This window comes from Flavobacterium sandaracinum, from assembly GCF_004349135.1.
Lineage (GTDB): Bacteria > Bacteroidota > Bacteroidia > Flavobacteriales > Flavobacteriaceae > Flavobacterium > Flavobacterium sandaracinum.
In genome coordinates, this window is record NZ_SMFN01000002.1 from 303487 (window position 1) to 319821 (window position 16335).

Annotated in this window: 15 protein-coding genes; all 15 read left to right on the forward strand. The window is 34.0% G+C overall.

The genetic code is table 11. The features are described from left to right. The first annotated feature begins 6 nt into the window (after nucleotides 1–6). The 15 genes from E0F91_RS03150 to E0F91_RS03220 all read left to right on the forward strand — a co-directional run bounded on the left by E0F91_RS03150 (nucleotide 7) and on the right by E0F91_RS03220 (nucleotide 16309). Nucleotides 7–1122, forward strand: a complete 1116-nt coding sequence (locus E0F91_RS03150; protein ID WP_132064894.1) for an efflux RND transporter periplasmic adaptor subunit — start codon at nucleotides 7–9, stop codon at nucleotides 1120–1122. 16 nt (nucleotides 1123–1138) lie between these two features. Continuing rightward, nucleotides 1139–1648, forward strand: a complete 510-nt coding sequence (locus E0F91_RS03155; protein ID WP_132064895.1) for a hypothetical protein — start codon at nucleotides 1139–1141, stop codon at nucleotides 1646–1648. Between the two features lie 281 nt (nucleotides 1649–1929). Then, nucleotides 1930–2787: an ATP phosphoribosyltransferase gene (hisG, locus tag E0F91_RS03160; protein WP_132064896.1), complete on the forward strand. Its 858-nt coding sequence runs from the start codon at nucleotides 1930–1932 to the stop codon at nucleotides 2785–2787. Nucleotides 2788–2874: 87 nt separating this feature from the next. Beyond that, nucleotides 2875–4167, forward strand: coding sequence for a histidinol dehydrogenase (gene hisD, locus E0F91_RS03165; RefSeq protein WP_132064897.1), 1293 nt, complete (start codon nucleotides 2875–2877; stop codon nucleotides 4165–4167). Next, on the forward strand, nucleotides 4157–5206 hold the full coding sequence (hisC, locus tag E0F91_RS03170; protein ID WP_132064898.1) for a histidinol-phosphate transaminase: 1050 nt from the start codon (nucleotides 4157–4159) through the stop codon (nucleotides 5204–5206). The genes hisD and hisC overlap by 11 nt, the downstream gene beginning before the upstream one ends. Before the next feature lie 24 nt (nucleotides 5207–5230). After that, nucleotides 5231–6367 (forward strand): bifunctional histidinol-phosphatase/imidazoleglycerol-phosphate dehydratase HisB, encoded by a 1137-nt coding sequence (gene hisB / locus E0F91_RS03175; RefSeq protein ID WP_132064899.1) that lies wholly within the window; start codon nucleotides 5231–5233, stop codon nucleotides 6365–6367. A gap of 77 nt (nucleotides 6368–6444) precedes the next feature. After that, nucleotides 6445–7032, forward strand: a complete 588-nt coding sequence (hisH, locus tag E0F91_RS03180; protein ID WP_132064900.1) for an imidazole glycerol phosphate synthase subunit HisH — start codon at nucleotides 6445–6447, stop codon at nucleotides 7030–7032. A 90-nt stretch (nucleotides 7033–7122) separates the two neighbouring features. Next, the gene (gene hisA, locus E0F91_RS03185) at nucleotides 7123–7845 is read left to right on the forward strand and encodes a 1-(5-phosphoribosyl)-5-[(5-phosphoribosylamino)methylideneamino]imidazole-4-carboxamide isomerase (protein ID WP_132064901.1); all 723 of its coding nucleotides are present in this window, start codon (nucleotides 7123–7125) and stop codon (nucleotides 7843–7845) included. A gap of 99 nt (nucleotides 7846–7944) precedes the next feature. After that, nucleotides 7945–8700: an imidazole glycerol phosphate synthase subunit HisF gene (hisF, locus tag E0F91_RS03190; RefSeq protein WP_132064902.1), complete on the forward strand. Its 756-nt coding sequence runs from the start codon at nucleotides 7945–7947 to the stop codon at nucleotides 8698–8700. 97 nt (nucleotides 8701–8797) lie between these two features. Continuing rightward, nucleotides 8798–9403, forward strand: a complete 606-nt coding sequence (gene hisIE / locus E0F91_RS03195; RefSeq protein WP_132064903.1) for a bifunctional phosphoribosyl-AMP cyclohydrolase/phosphoribosyl-ATP diphosphatase HisIE — start codon at nucleotides 8798–8800, stop codon at nucleotides 9401–9403. Between the two features lie 124 nt (nucleotides 9404–9527). Further along, nucleotides 9528–10673: an alpha/beta hydrolase gene (locus tag E0F91_RS03200; RefSeq protein WP_243698825.1), complete on the forward strand. Its 1146-nt coding sequence runs from the start codon at nucleotides 9528–9530 to the stop codon at nucleotides 10671–10673. A gap of 78 nt (nucleotides 10674–10751) precedes the next feature. Continuing rightward, the gene (locus E0F91_RS03205; RefSeq protein WP_132064904.1) at nucleotides 10752–12185 is read left to right on the forward strand and encodes a leucyl aminopeptidase family protein; all 1434 of its coding nucleotides are present in this window, start codon (nucleotides 10752–10754) and stop codon (nucleotides 12183–12185) included. Nucleotides 12186–12188: 3 nt separating this feature from the next. Further along, complete coding sequence (locus tag E0F91_RS03210) at nucleotides 12189–13403, forward strand: ATP-grasp domain-containing protein (protein WP_132064905.1); 1215 nt, start codon at nucleotides 12189–12191, stop codon at nucleotides 13401–13403. Nucleotides 13404–13548: 145 nt separating this feature from the next. Then, nucleotides 13549–14595 (forward strand): alkaline phosphatase D family protein, encoded by a 1047-nt coding sequence (locus E0F91_RS03215; RefSeq protein ID WP_132064906.1) that lies wholly within the window; start codon nucleotides 13549–13551, stop codon nucleotides 14593–14595. A 58-nt stretch (nucleotides 14596–14653) separates the two neighbouring features. Beyond that, on the forward strand, nucleotides 14654–16309 hold the full coding sequence (locus tag E0F91_RS03220; RefSeq protein WP_132064907.1) for a M1 family metallopeptidase: 1656 nt from the start codon (nucleotides 14654–14656) through the stop codon (nucleotides 16307–16309). The last annotated feature ends 26 nt before the right edge of the window (nucleotides 16310–16335 follow it).

The window sequence follows — 16335 nt, forward strand, 5'->3', positions numbered from 1 at the left end:
CAACTGATGAAAAAATCTATATATATTATTACATTAACTCTTGTTTTATTTTCCTGTAAAGAATCGAAAACAGAGGAAGTGGAACAAAAAGACAACGGTTTGACAACTGTAACTTCCGCCCAATTTAAATCTTCGGGAATGGAGATTGCGAGTCCAACAGAGCAGAATTTTGATGTAACGGTAAAAGCATCAGGAAAAATTGATGTTCCACCACAAAATAGAGCTAGAGTGAATACTTTTATGGGTGGTTATGTAAAATCAACAACGTTGTTGGTTGGAAATAAAGTGACAAAAGGACAAGCTTTGTTAACGCTACAGAGTACCGAATTTCTTGACATTCAAAAAGAGTATATGGAAGTGGCGGAGCAACTTAATTTCTTGAAGTCAGAATACGACCGACAAAAAACCTTATATGATGAAAAAATCACTTCGCAAAAAAATTACTTAAAAGCCGAAAGTGACTACAGAAGAGCCAGAGCCATGCATCAAAGTTTACGTGCCAAATTAGTGCTTTTGAATATTAATCCAAGAAATGTAGAGAAAGGAATTATGACTTCAACCATCACTATTTTTTCTCCAATAACGGGCGATATTGTGATTATGAATGCCAATGTGGGAATGTATGTAGCCCCTTCGGATGTGATTTTAGAAATTGTCGATACGGATCATTTGCATTTAGAGTTAGCCGTTTTTGAAAAAGATATTTTAAATGTAAAAATTGGACAAAAGATCTATTTTAAAGTTCCTGAAGCTTCCAAAGACATTTTTAATGCCGAAGTACATTTGGTTGGAAAATCAATTGAAGGAAACGACAGAACGATTAATATTCATGGACATTTAGACGATGCGATTAAACAAAAATTATTAACAGGAATGTTTGTTGAAGCTGAAATAATCATTGATTCCAAAAAAGGTTTAGCCATTCCTTCTGAAGCATTAATAACAGAAAATAATAAAAATTTCGTGCTTTTATTAGAGAATGAAAAAAATGGATATACATTCAAGAAAATAAGCGTTACTGTGGGTGAAAAGTCTGAGAAATTCATCGAAATACTTCCAAATTCGATAATAAATGCTTCTTCAAGAATTTTAACAAAAGGGGTGTTTGATTTGGCTAATTAATTAAAAAAATAAAATTATGAATGATGCTCATTTACACATGGTGGTAAACCATTTTCCAATTATCGGAACTATTTTTGGAATTGGAATTTTGATTGCAGGAATATTTTTAAATAACAATTCGGTAAAAAACACGGCTTGTATTTTGTTTATTGTCGCAGCTATTTTTGGTGCATTCAGCATGGGAACGGGAGAGGGAGCAGAAGAGATGGTTGAAGATTTTCCAAATATTGGTAAAGCAATTATCCATGAACACGAAGAATTAGCGGAGAAATTTGCTCTAGTACTTTATGTAACGGGAGTTTTTGCATTGATTTCATTACTAGCGACTGTAAAAAAGTTCCGATTGGCTAAAATATTTTCCTTGATTACGCTTATTTTAGCCTTGATCAGTGGAGCTATGTCGATAAATGTAGGGACTTCCGGAGGAGAAATTCGTCATACAGAAATTAGAGAAAATAATACTGTATCTGCGCCGGGAAATGAGAATATATCTGTAGAAAAAGAACGTAAAAATGAAGAAGAGTAAAATCCATTTAACAAAAATTCGTAATTAAGTTACAATAAAAATTGTTTTGTAAATAATTTATCTCTTATATTTGCAAAAGATTTAAAATAATCCAATATAAAAATGTTTACAAATCAATTGCATCATCATCATTTTCATTATTGCTCTCAAGCGATGTGTTAATGGTATGTGTGTAAATCATCATATTCTAAAAACCCGTTTGAGTACATCAAACGGGTTTTTTATTACCCATTATTTGTACTCAATCAAAATATTTTAAACAAAAACAAAAAAAAAACAAAATGAGTACATTAAAAATTGCAATTCAAAAATCAGGACGTTTAAACGAAGACAGCATTCAAATTCTAAAAGATGCAGGTATTTCAATTGATAACGGAATCGACCAATTAAAAGCCGAAGCATCCAATTTTCCTTTAGAAGTTTTATATTTAAGAAACTCAGATATTCCTCAATATTTGATGGATGGTGTGGTAGATATTGCTATTGTTGGCGATAATCTATTGGTTGAAAAAGGGGGCAATATTGAAGTAATTCAAAAATTAGGTTTTTCAAAATGCAAAGTATCTGTTGCAGTACCAAAAGCATTTGAATACAAATCCGTTAAAGATTTAGACGGGATGCGTATCGCCACTTCGTATCCCAAAACAGTGCTTGATTTTTTTAATTCTAAAGGTGTAACAGTAGATATTCACCAAATTTCAGGTTCTGTTGAAATAGCTCCAAACATTGGTCTTGCTGATGCTATTGTTGATATTGTTTCCAGCGGAAGTACTTTATTCAAAAATAATCTAAAAGAGGTTGAAGTTATTTTTAAAAGTGAAGCCGTTTTGGCTGTATCGCCAAAAGTAAGCCCAGAATCTCAAAAAATAATTGACACGTTAAAATTCAGAATCGAATCAGTTTTAAGAGCAAGAAAATCAAAATACATTTTGATGAATGTTCCAAATGACAAAATTGAAGCAGTTGGTAAAATTCTTCCCGTATTACGAAGTTTGACGGTTTTGCCGTTAGCACAAGAAGGATGGAGCAGCGTACATTCTGTAATCGACAAAGATACTTTTTGGGACGTGATCGATCAATTGAAAGAAGCTGGTGCCGAAGGTATTTTGGTTTGTCCAATTGAAAAAATGGTCCTTTAAAAGTTTTAAATTATAACATATTCTATTTAAGAATTCATTGCGAACTTTGCGAAAACCTTTGTGAACTTTGCGGTTAAAAACAATACAATGAATAAAATATACAATCCAAAACCAGAAACGTGGTCATCAATTTTAGAACGGCCAACAAAAACGGTAGATGATATTGAAGCTACGGTAAAAGAGATTTTCAAGGAAGTTCAGAAAAAAGGGGATGCCGCTGTAGCCAAATATACATCGCTTTTTGATGGCGCTTCGGTGTCCAATATTGAAGTTTCAAAAGCGGAGATTGAGGCTGCTATCGCTACTGTTTCGAATGAATTAAAAGCTGCAATTGCATTAGCAAAAGAAAATATAACCAAATTTCATACGGCTCAAAAAACAAATCGAGTAGAAGTAGAAACGATTGAAGGCGTGAACTGCTGGCAAGAAAAAAGACCAATCCAGAAAGTAGGATTGTACATTCCTGGTGGAACAGCACCTTTATTTTCAACAGTGTTGATGCTTGCTGTTCCAGCAGAAATTGCAGGATGCAATGAGATTGTATTGTGTTCACCACCAGATAAAAACGGAAATATAAATCCCGCCATTTTGTTTGCTGCAAATTTATGTGGGGTTACTAAAATTTTAAAAGTGGGCGGAATTCAAGCTATCGCTGGAATGACTTTTGGGACAGAAACGATTCCTAAAGTATATAAAATCTTTGGGCCTGGAAATCAATTTGTGACTGTGGCTAAACAATTGGCTACACAATTTGGCGTGGCGATCGATATGCCCGCAGGTCCATCGGAATTATTAATTGTTGCTGATGATACTGCAGTTCCAGCCTTTGTAGCTTCGGATTTATTGTCTCAAGCTGAACACGGAGCGGACAGTCAGGTGATTTTAGTTACTACATCCAGAAAATTAATTGATGCGGTAGAAAAGGAAGTTCAAATCCAAATGGAAGTTTTACCTAGAAAAATAATCGCAGAAAAAGCGATTGCGAATTCTAAATTAATTTTTGTCGAAAACGACAAAATTGCTTTGGATTTAATCAACGAATACGGACCGGAACACTTCATTATTTGTTCTGAATTTGATGATTTTTATAGCAATGGTGTTTGCAATGCAGGATCTGTTTTCATTGGAAATTTCACTCCAGAAAGCGCGGGTGATTATGCTTCAGGAACCAATCATACGTTGCCGACTAACGGTTATGCAAAAAATTACAGTGGTGTAAATCTGGATAGTTTCACGAAGGCGATGACTTTCCAAAAAATAACAGAAAAAGGAATACAAAACATTGGTAAAGCTATAGAAATCATGGCAGAAGCCGAAGGTTTACAAGCACATAAAAATGCAGTTACATTACGATTAAAAGCGATTGAAGATGGAAAATAATTTCGATATAAATAATTTGGTTCGGGAGAACGTAAAATCAATGAAACCCTATTCGTCAGCTCGTGATGAATTTGAGGATTTTGATACTGCAGATATGATTTTTTTGGATGCCAATGAAAATCCGTTTGAAAATGGAGTAAATCGTTATCCAGATCCACAACAATTGAGTGTGAAAGAAGTTTTAGCAAAACAAAAATTTGTCAAAACCAATCAAATTTTGCTAGGAAATGGAAGTGATGAAGTACTGGATTTGTTATTCAGAGCTTTTTGTGAACCAAAAACAGATAACGTAATCACTTTGCCACCAACCTATGGAATGTATGGTGTTTTAGCTAATATCAATGCAGTAGAAAACAAAGAAGTTTTACTTTCGGATGATTTTCAACCGCAAATTGAGAAAATTATGGAAGCTGTAAATGAACACACTAAAATCATCTTCTTGTGTTCTCCAAATAACCCAACTGGGAATTCGTTTTCAGATGAAAGTGTTGCGTATCTGTTGCAAAATTTCAAAGGTTTGGTCGTAATTGATGAAGCTTATATTGACTTTTCGAAAAAAGAAAGCTGGAGTAATGAATTAGATGAATATCCAAATTTAGTTATTACACAAACTTTATCAAAAGCGTATGGTTTGGCAGGAATTAGATTGGGGATTTGTTATGCTTCTGCTGAAATAATTTCGGTTTTAAATAAAATAAAACCACCGTATAATGTAAATGAATTAACTCAAAAAAGAGCTTTAGAACGACTGGACAAACCAGAAAAAATAAAATCTGAAATCGAATCTATTATAACACAAAGGTCAGTGTTACTTAAAGTATTACTTGATGTAGATTTTGTCGAAAAAATTTTTCCAACCGAAGCCAATTTTATTTTGGTAAAAGTAGATGATGCCAATAAAAGATATGCAGAGTTGATTGCAAAAGGAATTGTAATCAGAAATAGAACAACCCAACCGTTATGCAATAATTGCTTGCGTTTTACTGTTGGAACAGAACAAGAAAATATGAAATTAATTGAGGTGTTAAAGCAACTTTAAAACCTTAAACTTTAAACTATTTTAATGAAAAAAATACTTTTTATAGATCGAGACGGAACAATGGTTTTGGAACCAAATGATTATCAACTGGACAGTTTTGGAAAATTAGAATTTTATCCAAATGCCTTTCAATATTTGGGTAAAATAGCTAAAGAATTGGATTTTGAATTGGTAATGGTGACCAATCAAGATGGTTTAGGAACCGATTCTCATCCTGAAATTAACTTTTGGCCAGTACATAATTTAATTATGAAAGCTTTTGAAAATGAAGGAGTGGTTTTCAAAGAAGTGTTTATCGACAAGACTTTTCCTTACCAAAATGTACCAACTCGCAAGCCTGGTACAGCTATGTTGACACAATATATTGACAATTCTGAATATGATTTGGAAAACTCATTCGTAATTGGAGATAGAATAACCGATGTAGAATTGGCAAAAAACTTGGGTTCAAAAGCGATCTTCATTAACAGAGATGAAGCGTTGGGTGGTGATGAAATAGCTTCAAAAAGACATGAATTGGATTTGGTTATTGCATTGCAAACTACAGAATGGAAAACTATTTATGAGTTTTTGAAATTAGAAGAACGTTCTGCTTCAATTGAAAGAAAAACCAATGAAACGGATATTTTTATCAAGTTGAATTTGGATGGAACTGGAAAAAGTAAAATTGAAACCGGAATTGCTTTTTTTGACCACATGCTCGACCAAATTGCGCGCCACGGACAAATGGATTTGGAGATTCTTGTAAAAGGAGATCTAGAAGTCGATGAACACCACACAATTGAAGATACAGCTATTGCTTTAGGAGAAGTTTTTGCAAAAGCCTTAGGCAACAAATTGGGAATTGAGCGTTATGGTTTTTGTTTGCCCATGGATGATTGTTTGGCACAAGTAGCGATTGATTTTGGAGGAAGAAATTGGCTGGTTTGGGAAACCGAATTCAAACGTGAAATGGTAGGTAAAATGCCAACGGAGATGTTTTTCCACTTTTTTAAATCATTCTCAGATGGAGCCAAAGCGAATATCAATATCAAAGCAGAAGGAACGAACGAGCATCACAAGATAGAAGCTATTTTTAAAGCTTTTGCAAAAGCAATAAAAGTTGCAGTGAAACGCGATACAGAAAAGATGATTTTGCCATCAACAAAAGGAATGTTGTAAAATTGTTTAAAGTTTAACGTTTAAGGTTGACTCGAGCAACTTTAAACTTTAAACTTTAAAATTGAAACAAAAGCTAAATGAAAATAGTAATTATAAATTACGGAGCAGGAAATATTCAAAGCATTATGTTTGCCATAGAACGATTGGGTTTTCAAGCTGTTTTAAGCAACGATTGGAAGGAAATCAAAGCTGCCGATAAAGTGATTTTTCCGGGTGTTGGCGAAGCAAGTTCTGCCATGCGAATGCTAGTAGATAGCGGTCTTGATGTGTTAATTCCAACTTTAAAACAACCCGTTTTGGGGATTTGTTTGGGGATGCAATTGATGTGCAACAAATCAGAAGAAGGAAATACCACAGGTTTAGGTATTTTTGATGTTGATGTGATTAAATTTACACCAAAAGTAAAAGTGCCTCAAATGGGTTGGAACCAAATTTATAATTTGAAATCGGATTTATTCAAAGGAATTTCTGAAAATGAATATATGTATTTAGTGCATAGTTTTTATGCGCCAAATTGCCCCGAAGCTATCGCTACAACGAATTATGAAGTAGAATATGCCTCGGCTTTGCAAAAAGATAATTTTTATGGAACACAATTTCACCCCGAAAAAAGTGGTGATGTTGGAGAGAAAATTTTGGGAAATTTTCTCAAATTGAATGATTGAAAAATTTAAATATTGAAAAATTAAGGGAACGAATACTTCTTAATTTCCAATCTTTAAATTATTGAATTTTTAAATCTTTAAATTAAAAAAATGAGAATAATACCAGCAATAGATATCATCGACGGAAAATGTGTTCGCTTGTCGAAAGGCGATTACAATACCAAAATCATATACAATGAAAATCCACTTGAAGTAGCGAAATCATTCGAAGCCCATGGAATCGAATACTTGCATTTGGTTGATTTAGACGGTGCAAAGTCAAGCCAAATTGTGAACTACAAAATTTTGGAACAAATTGCGACGCAAACCAAACTAAAAATTGATTTTGGTGGCGGATTAAAATCGGATGCCGATTTGAAGATTGCTTTCGAAAGTGGTGCTAATCAAATTACCGGTGGAAGTATTGCTGTTAAAAACAGAGCGATTTTTGAAAAATGGATTGCTGAATACGGTTCTGATAAAATCATTTTGGGAGCAGATGCTACTAATGAAAAAGTAGCGGTTTCTGGTTGGTTAGAAGATTCAAATGAGGATTTGATTCCGTTTGTCCAAGAGTATCAAAACAAAGGAATTCAGTATGTAATTTGTACGGATATCGCAAAAGACGGCATGCTTGAAGGACCAAGTTTTGATTTATATGCTAAAATTTTGGCGGAAGCCAAAGGAATAAAATTGATTGCTTCGGGAGGAATATCTACTTTTGATGAATTGCCTAAATTAGCTGAATTAGGTTGTGAAGGAACAATAATTGGAAAAGCAATTTACGAAGGACGAATTAGTTTAAAGCAATTAGAGAATTATATAATAAAATAGATTATTTCACAAAGGCACACAAAGAAAATGCAACGATTCTAAGAGAATTTTGTGAATCTCTGTGAAATCTTCGTGAATCTCTGTGTAACAATAAAAAATATGCTTACAAAAAGAATTATCCCTTGTCTAGATATAAAAAATGGACGTACCGTCAAAGGTGTAAATTTTGTAGATTTGCGTGACGCCGGCGATCCGGTGGAATTAGCTAAAATATATTCAGATGAAGGTGCTGATGAATTGGTTTTCTTGGATATTTCAGCAACGGAAGAGAGAAGAAAAACCTTAGTTGATTTGGTTCGTAAAGTAGCTTCGACAATTAATATTCCATTCACTGTAGGAGGAGGAATTTCATCTGTTTCGGATGTAGAAGTATTGTTGCAAAATGGTGCGGATAAGGTTTCTATTAATTCATCGGCAGTGAAAAACCCGCAGTTGATAAATGATTTGGCACAAAAATTTGGCAGCCAATGTGTGGTTGTTGCAATAGATGCCAAACAAATTGATGGGCAATGGATCGTTCATTTAGTGGGTGGAAAAGTGCCAACCGAATTGAATTTATTTGATTGGGCAAAAGAAGTAGAAGAACGTGGAGCAGGCGAGATCCTATTTACCTCAATGGATAATGATGGAACTAAAAACGGGTTTGCTAATGAAGCTTTGGCCAGACTTTCGGAATTAGTAAATATTCCGATTATCGCTTCTGGTGGTGCGGGAAACATTCAGCATTTTGTAGACACTTTTTTGGATGGAAAAGCTGATGCAGCATTAGCAGCAAGCGTATTTCATTTTAAAGAAATTGAAATAAAAACATTAAAAACAGCGCTTAAAAACAACAATATCGAAGTACGTATGTAAGTAATAAGTTTTAAGTATGAATTATTAAGGTTAAACTACTTAATATTTTACAACTTAGCACTTACGACTTAATATTTACGACTTAATACTTAAAAATATGAACATAGATTTCTCAAAAAATACAGATGGATTAATTCCAGCCATAATTCAAGATAGCGAAACCAAAACAGTTTTGATGTTGGGTTTTATGAATGCCGAAGCGTATCAAAAAACGATTGACACTAAAAAAGTTACTTTTTATAGTAGAACGAAACAAAGACTTTGGACAAAAGGAGAGGAAAGTGGGAACTTTTTGAATCTGATTGACATCAAAAATGACTGCGATAACGATACGTTGTTGATTCAGGTAAGACCAGAAGGACCAACGTGTCACAAAGGAACTGATACGTGCTGGAATGGCGAAAACAAAGCAGATTATGGCTTTATTTCAGATTTGGAAAATACCATCCAACTTCGAAGAGAAAATGCGGATTCTGAGAAAAGTTATGTGGCTTCCTTATTCAAATTAGGGATGAACAAAATTGCTCAAAAAGTAGGCGAGGAAGCGATAGAAGTTGTAATCGAGGCAAAAGATGATAACGACGATTTGTTTTTAGAAGAAAGTGCCGATTTACTTTTTCATTATCTTATCTTGTTGCAAGCCAAAGGATTTAAACTAAATGATGTTATTGAAGTTTTAAAAAGCCGTCAAAAGAAAAATTAGTATATTTAAATTTCATTTATAAAAACCCAGTAGCAAAATTGATTCGCTATTGGGTTTTCTTTTTTCTTTTATTTCCAAATGCAATCCACTATATTTACTATTATTTAAAAATTTAAAGTAGCGCATGCAAGTAATGAATTCAGATAATACCACATTTAATACTGATTTAAACAATTCTACAATAAATACTGGGCTGCATATAATCCTGACTACTGATGAAGATGATGCGCGACCGGTATATATTTCTGGAAATTTTAATAATTGGCGCACACAGGACAAAGAATTTTTGATGGAGAAAATAGGAAACAGTTCGTATCATTATAAATTTTCGCACGATTTTGACTACCCACTTGAGCTTTTGTATAAATTTACAAAAGGGGATTGGAGTGAAGTAGAGATTGATAGTCATGGAAATAGAACCGAAAATCGTTCAACATTAGCACATACCGGCATTCAAAAGGAACATGTAGCACGATGGAGAAAAAACTGGTTGCCTTTTAAACAATCCTTTTTGCCTCAAGTGCAGCTGATATCAGATGAATTTGAGATTCCGCAATTGAACAAAACCAGAAAGATTTGGGCACTTTTACCACATGATTATGACAACTCAGGTGAGAGTTATCCTGTGATGTATTTACAAGATGCTCAAAATTTATTCAATGAAATAGCTGAGTTTGGCAATTGGGAAATTGATAAAAAATTAGCAGTAATGTCCGAGTATAAAATTGGAAAAATTATTATTATTGCTATAGAACACGCCGAAGAAGATCGCATAAAAGAATACAATGTCGGGAAAACTGTTTTGGGAAAAGGGCAAGGTAAAAAATACATTCGCTTTGTAACAGACACTTTAAAACCCTATGTAGACAGTCATTTTAGAACTAAAAAGGAACGTGAATTCACAGGAATTGGAGGAAGCTCTATGGGTGGATTGGTTAGTATTTTTAGCGGATTGAGAAACCCAGAAGTATTTGGAAAATTAATGATCTTTTCGCCTTCATTGTGGGTCGTTCCAGAATTAAAAATCGACCCAAAGAAAAAAGATACCGCTGACACAAAAGTATATTTATACGCTGGAGGTGATGAAAGTAAAACTATGATAGGTCATATAAATAAGTTTCAGAATGATTTGATTTCAAATGAATTTGTAAAAGAAAAATCGAATATTAATTTAAGTATAAACAGGCAAGGTAAACATAGTGAAACGTATTGGAGTGATGAATTTCCTAAAGCTATTGAATGGTTATTTTTTAATACAAAAAACAGCTAGAGAAGCGATTTATTAAATTAAAATAAATATCATATAATGCTCTTGCATTTAATTAGTTAGCCTAAAAAAATAAAGAAAATGAAAACAACAATAATTAGAAATCCAGATGATTTTTCAGGCACCATTTTAATTCCTGTTTTTGAAACGTACTCAAAAAGTATCGTTCCCATTGTATTCAATGGTTTAGAAATTTCTTCAAAAGTTTTTTATGGTAAAAAAGATTCTCATTATGTAGCTGAAGCAAATCACACTACGTACATTTTCATTGGATTGGGAAAAACTATAGATTATAAATCTTTGAAAACTATTTTTCGCCGTATTTCATCGAAGCAAAAAGATAGTTTTAGTTCCAATGTAGGTTTAGTTATTCCGGTAGAATTCGTTGAAAATCAGATTGAAGCTGTGGTTTCAGGTTTGCTTTTGGGAACGTATGATTTAGGTCATTTTAAATTAGACAAAAAAAATCATCCATTTTTAGAACCTGATTTTAATTTGAGTTTGATTTCTGATAAAGATCATTTGGCTGCAGCCAAAAAAGGAATTAAAATTGCCAAAGCACAATTAGCAACATATAGTTTGGTCGATTTGCCACCGAACACTGTTAATCCAAAATATCTGGCAAAATGGGCTAAAGAAACAGGAGATCAATATGGATTTGAGGTGGAAGTCTTGGGCTACGATGCTTCAAAAATTGTTGGATTAGGTGCTTTTTTAGCGGTAGGAAAAGGAAGTGAAAATGAGCCTCAGTTTATTATCATGAATTACACACCTAAAGTAGTAGTGCCAAACCTAAAACATGTTGGATTAGTGGGAAAAGGAATCACTTTTGACACGGGAGGACTGAATATCAAAACGGCAGGAATGCTTCACATGAAGTGTGATATGGCTGGAGGTGGCGCTGTTTTTGGGGCGATGCAACTAATTGCTGATTTACAATTACCTGTAAAAGTAACGGCAATTGTACCTTGTGCCGAAAATGCTGTCGACGCAAAATCATTTTTGCCAAGTGACGTAATTCACAGTTATAGCGGACATTCAATAGAAATAATTGATACAGATGCTGAAGGCAGACTTGTTTTGGCCGATGGATTGTCCTATTTGATTAAAAATTTCGACCCGGAATATATCGTTGATATTGCTACACTTACTGGAAGCAGCGTGGCTACACTTGGCTTTGAATGTGGTGCTTTGTTTACCAACAACGAAGAAATGGCTAAGAAGTTACAAGAAAATGGAGACGCCATTGGAGAACGTTTGTGGCCATTACCACTTTGGGATGTATATAAATCTGACATAGAAAGTGATATTGCCGATGTCAAGAACTTTAGCGGAAAAGCCGTTGCAGGAGCCATAAGTGCGGCTAAATTTTTAGAATATTTTACGCAAGAACATAAAGCTTGGGCACATCTTGATGTGGCTGGAGTAGCTTTTGGCGATGATGAATTTGCTAAAACTAAGCATGCAACAGCATTTGGTGTCCATTTATTAACTAAATTCATTGAAAATTTATAACCTATGGAAAATTCTAAAACGTTTCTTTGTATTTCAAATTATTTCAAAGGTGCCGATTTTTTAATTAATTTAAAAAAGTCAGGCAACAAAGTCTATTTAGTGACTAGCGAAAAACTGAGGGATAAACCATGGCCACGTCAATATCTTGATGAGATTTTTTATATGGAAGGGCAGGATGTCGATTGGAATTTAGAACATTTGTTATTAGGTGTAGGTAATTTCATGAAGTCCACTAAGATAGATGCCATAGTAGCTTTGGACGATTATGACGTAGAAAAAGCTACCTATCTTCGGGAAAATCTTCGTATTGATGGGATGGGACAAACTACGGGGCGTTATTTTAGAGACAAACTGGCGATGCGAATGAGAGCCAAAAGTTGTGGAATTCCTATTCCGGCTTTTTGTTCGCTATTTAATGATCATGACATCAATACTTTTGCAGATACAATTCCGGCTCCATGGGTTCTAAAACCACGCTCTGAAGCTTCGGCGTCGGGGATTATAAAAGTGTATGATAAAGAGAGTTTGTGGATTCACATCAATGAAATGGGAAATAACAGATTTAAATATTTATTAGAGCAGTTCAAGCCTGGTGATGTGTATCATTGTGATAGTTTAATTTCGGAAAGCAAAGTCATCTTTAGTTTGACATCAAAATATTTGGCTACACCAATGGAAATTTCACAAGGTGGTGGTGTTTTTCGTTCCGCAAATATCAAATACAATTCTGATGATGACAAAGCGATAAAAAAACTAAATGAGCAAGTGATGAAAGGCTTTGGCTTGAAACATGGAGCTGCGCATACGGAGTTTATAAAAAGCAATGATGATGGTCAGATTTACTTTTTGGAAACATCCTCAAGAGTAGGAGGAGCGCATTTGGCCGAAATGGTTGCGGAAGCTTCCAATATTAATTTATGGAAAGAATGGGCGGCAATTGAAAATGGATTGGTCAAAGAAACTAAATACATTTTACCAAAAGTAAAAAAAGAATATGCCGGTATTGTTTTGACATTGTCCAAATTCCAGCATCCTAATTTGGCATCGTTTTCAGATCCAGAAGTTTGCTTTAAAGTTCCACTAGAATATCATGCAGGATTGATAGTTAAATCAGATAAACAGGAAAGAGTTTTAGAGTTGTTAGAGGATTACGGCAATCGTTTAGCTACTGATTTTACAGCTGTTGTAGAACAGAGTAAAGTAACCAACCTGCATTAATTTTTGTTTTAAAATCTATTACAAAGCGGCTATCTCTTGAAGAATAGTCGCTTTTTTATTAAACTTTACTTAAAGTGGAACTGAACTGATTTTTATATCTTCGTAGCTAAATTTGAAAATCAAACAGATTTTATACTAATACCACATGAAAAAAGCACTTTTTATTTTTAGTTTTTTGGCCTTTCTTGGTTGCAAAACACAGAGTCCAACACCTATTATTGTAACTGATAAATCTGATCAGAATTCATTGTTTACCGTTGCTTTTGGTTCTTGTGATAACCAAAAAATTAAGAATGAACTTTGGCCCGCGATAGACGAAAACCATCCATCTGTTTGGATTTGGGGAGGTGATAATGTCTATTCTGATACTGAGGATATGGCGTTTCTTAAAAAAAATTATGAAATTCAGAAACAGGATGCTGATTATCTTCAGTTTATAAAAAATAAAATCGTAATGGGAACGTGGGATGATCATGATTTTGGAGCAAATGACGGCGGAGAAGAATATCCTTTTAAAAGAGAAAGTCAACAGCTTTTGTTGGATTTTTTAGGCACTTCAAAAACTGATTCTTTACGAAAAAGAGATGGCGTTTACACCTCGAAAACCATTGCTATAAATGGAAATAAGGTTAAAATAATAGTCTTAGATTCTCGTTTTTTCAGGACTAAACTAACGAAAGCCACCGATTCCAAAAAACGTTTTCAACCTAATAAATACGGTGAAGGAACGGTTTTAGGAAATGCACAATGGAAATGGTTGGAAAAAGAACTTCAAACTTCCGATGCGCAATTTAATGTACTCGTCAGCAGTATTCAATTTCTTTCTGATAAACATGGTTTTGAAGCTTGGGGGAATTTTCCACATGAGGTTGAAAAACTAGAACGACTAATTGTTTCCACCAAAGCAAAAGGAACCTTTATAATCTCTGGAGATCGCCATATTGCAACTTTTTCTTCTAAAAATGTTACTGGATTATCGTATCCTTTAGTTGATTTTACTTCAAGTGGATTAACGCATACCTACGCTTCTTTTTCAGGTGAAGAAAATCCGTATGTGAAAGGCGAAGTAATCAAAGATATTAATTTTGGGTTGCTGAAGTTTGATTTTGAAAACAACAAAGTAATCATGGAAATTAGAGGAAAACAGAATAAGCTGTTGCAAGAATATGTCCAAATCTATCCAGGAAAATAATTTCAGGAATTATCTTTCTATAATTTTAAAGTTTATTTTTGTCCAAAGCACATTCACTATGAAAAAACAATTCTGTCTCATTTTTATCTCTTTCGCTATTTTTAATGGAGTAAAAGCGCAAGGACTTTTGGAAAAAAAAGGGGAAATATTTACCAAACAAGATACTTTGCGTGGCAGTATCACCAAAGAAAGAGCGTGGTGGGACGTAAAAAACTACCATCTTGATATCAAGGTAAATCCTGCAGATAGCACTATTTCAGGTTCCAACACAATAAAATATCAAATTGTTCAAGAATATACGACGATGCAAATTGATTTGCAAAATCCAATGCAAATTTATAAAGTTATTCAAGATGGAAAATCTTTAAAATACAGAAGAGAGGGAAATGCTTTTTTTGTCGAATTAATTGCTCCTCAAGAAAAAGGTGCTGTAAAAGATCTGATAGTTTTTTACGGTGGAAAACCAAAAGTTGCTGTTAATCCACCTTGGGACGGAGGAATTACCTGGAAAAAAGATAGCAATGGTAATCCTTTTATAGCATCTTCCTGCCAAGGATTGGGTGCTAGTGTTTGGTGGCCAAACAAAGATCACATGTATGACGAAGTGGAAAATATGTTGATTAGTGTAAATGTTCCACAAAACTTGACAAATGTATCAAATGGACGTTTGTTAAGTGTTAAGCAATTAAAGGACGGAACCAAAACCTACAATTGGTATGTTTCCAATCCCATCAATAATTATGGCGTAAACATAAATGTTGGGGATTACGTTTCGTTTTCGGAAAAGTATAAAGGAGAAAAAGGCGATTTAGATTGTACGTATTACGTTTTACGAGACAATTTGGCAAAAGCCAAAAAACAATTTCAGGATGTCCCAAAGATGTTGAAAGCCTTTGAGCACTGGTTTGGACCCTATCCATTTTATGAAGACAGTTTTAAGTTAGTCGAAGCTCCGTATTTAGGAATGGAACATCAAAGTTCAGTGACTTACGGGAATAAATTTCAAAATGGCTATTTAGGACGCGATTTGAGTGGAACGGGTTGGGGATTAAAATTTGATTTTATCATTATTCATGAATCGGGTCATGAATGGTTTGCTAATAATATTACGTACAAAGATATTGCAGATATGTGGATTCATGAGAGTTTCACCAACTATTCTGAAAGTCTTTTTGTAGAATATTACTATGGGAAAGAAGCTGGATTCGAGTACGTGAGAGGAACCAGAAAAAACATTGAGAATGACAAACCTATCATTGGGAAATACGATGTAAATAATGAAGGTTCAGGCGATATGTATTCAAAAGGGGCAAATATGCTGCATACTTTGCGCCAATTAGTAAATAATGATGAAAAATGGAGAGGAATATTGAGAGGTTTGAACAGTACTTTTTATCATCAAACGGTAACGACTGAACAAATAGAGGATTATTTAAGTCAGCAAATCGGAATCAATTTATCTAGCGTTTTTAATCAGTATTTAAGAGATACGAGAATTCCAACATTAGAATATTTTTTCAAAGACAATCAGCTGGGATATCGATGGACGAACTGCGTGGCTGGATTTAATATGCCTGTTAAAATAACGTTGAATGGAAAAGAAGAATTACTTCAACCAGAGACAGAATGGAAAAATGTTCCAGTAAACACTGAAAACTCAAAACTGGAAATAGATAAAAACTTTTATGTAGCCGGTTTTAATATTACAGTGTAAGGTGAAAAATACTGTAAAAAAGGGAC

Coding starts and splice junctions, on each gene's coding strand:
- E0F91_RS03150 (WP_132064894.1), top strand. CDS start 7: ATGAAAAAATCTATATATATTATTACATTAACTCTTGTTTTATTTTCC.
- hisD (WP_132064897.1), top strand. CDS start 2,875: ATGAATAAAATATACAATCCAAAACCAGAAACGTGGTCATCAATTTTA.
- E0F91_RS03155 (WP_132064895.1), top strand. CDS start 1,139: ATGAATGATGCTCATTTACACATGGTGGTAAACCATTTTCCAATTATC.
- E0F91_RS03200 (WP_243698825.1), top strand. CDS start 9,528: ATGCAAGTAATGAATTCAGATAATACCACATTTAATACTGATTTAAAC.
- hisIE (WP_132064903.1), top strand. CDS start 8,798: ATGAACATAGATTTCTCAAAAAATACAGATGGATTAATTCCAGCCATA.
- hisF (WP_132064902.1), top strand. CDS start 7,945: ATGCTTACAAAAAGAATTATCCCTTGTCTAGATATAAAAAATGGACGT.
- E0F91_RS03210 (WP_132064905.1), top strand. CDS start 12,189: ATGGAAAATTCTAAAACGTTTCTTTGTATTTCAAATTATTTCAAAGGT.
- hisB (WP_132064899.1), top strand. CDS start 5,231: ATGAAAAAAATACTTTTTATAGATCGAGACGGAACAATGGTTTTGGAA.
- E0F91_RS03205 (WP_132064904.1), top strand. CDS start 10,752: ATGAAAACAACAATAATTAGAAATCCAGATGATTTTTCAGGCACCATT.
- E0F91_RS03215 (WP_132064906.1), top strand. CDS start 13,549: ATGAAAAAAGCACTTTTTATTTTTAGTTTTTTGGCCTTTCTTGGTTGC.
- hisG (WP_132064896.1), top strand. CDS start 1,930: ATGAGTACATTAAAAATTGCAATTCAAAAATCAGGACGTTTAAACGAA.
- hisA (WP_132064901.1), top strand. CDS start 7,123: ATGAGAATAATACCAGCAATAGATATCATCGACGGAAAATGTGTTCGC.
- hisC (WP_132064898.1), top strand. CDS start 4,157: ATGGAAAATAATTTCGATATAAATAATTTGGTTCGGGAGAACGTAAAA.
- E0F91_RS03220 (WP_132064907.1), top strand. CDS start 14,654: ATGAAAAAACAATTCTGTCTCATTTTTATCTCTTTCGCTATTTTTAAT.
- hisH (WP_132064900.1), top strand. CDS start 6,445: ATGAAAATAGTAATTATAAATTACGGAGCAGGAAATATTCAAAGCATT.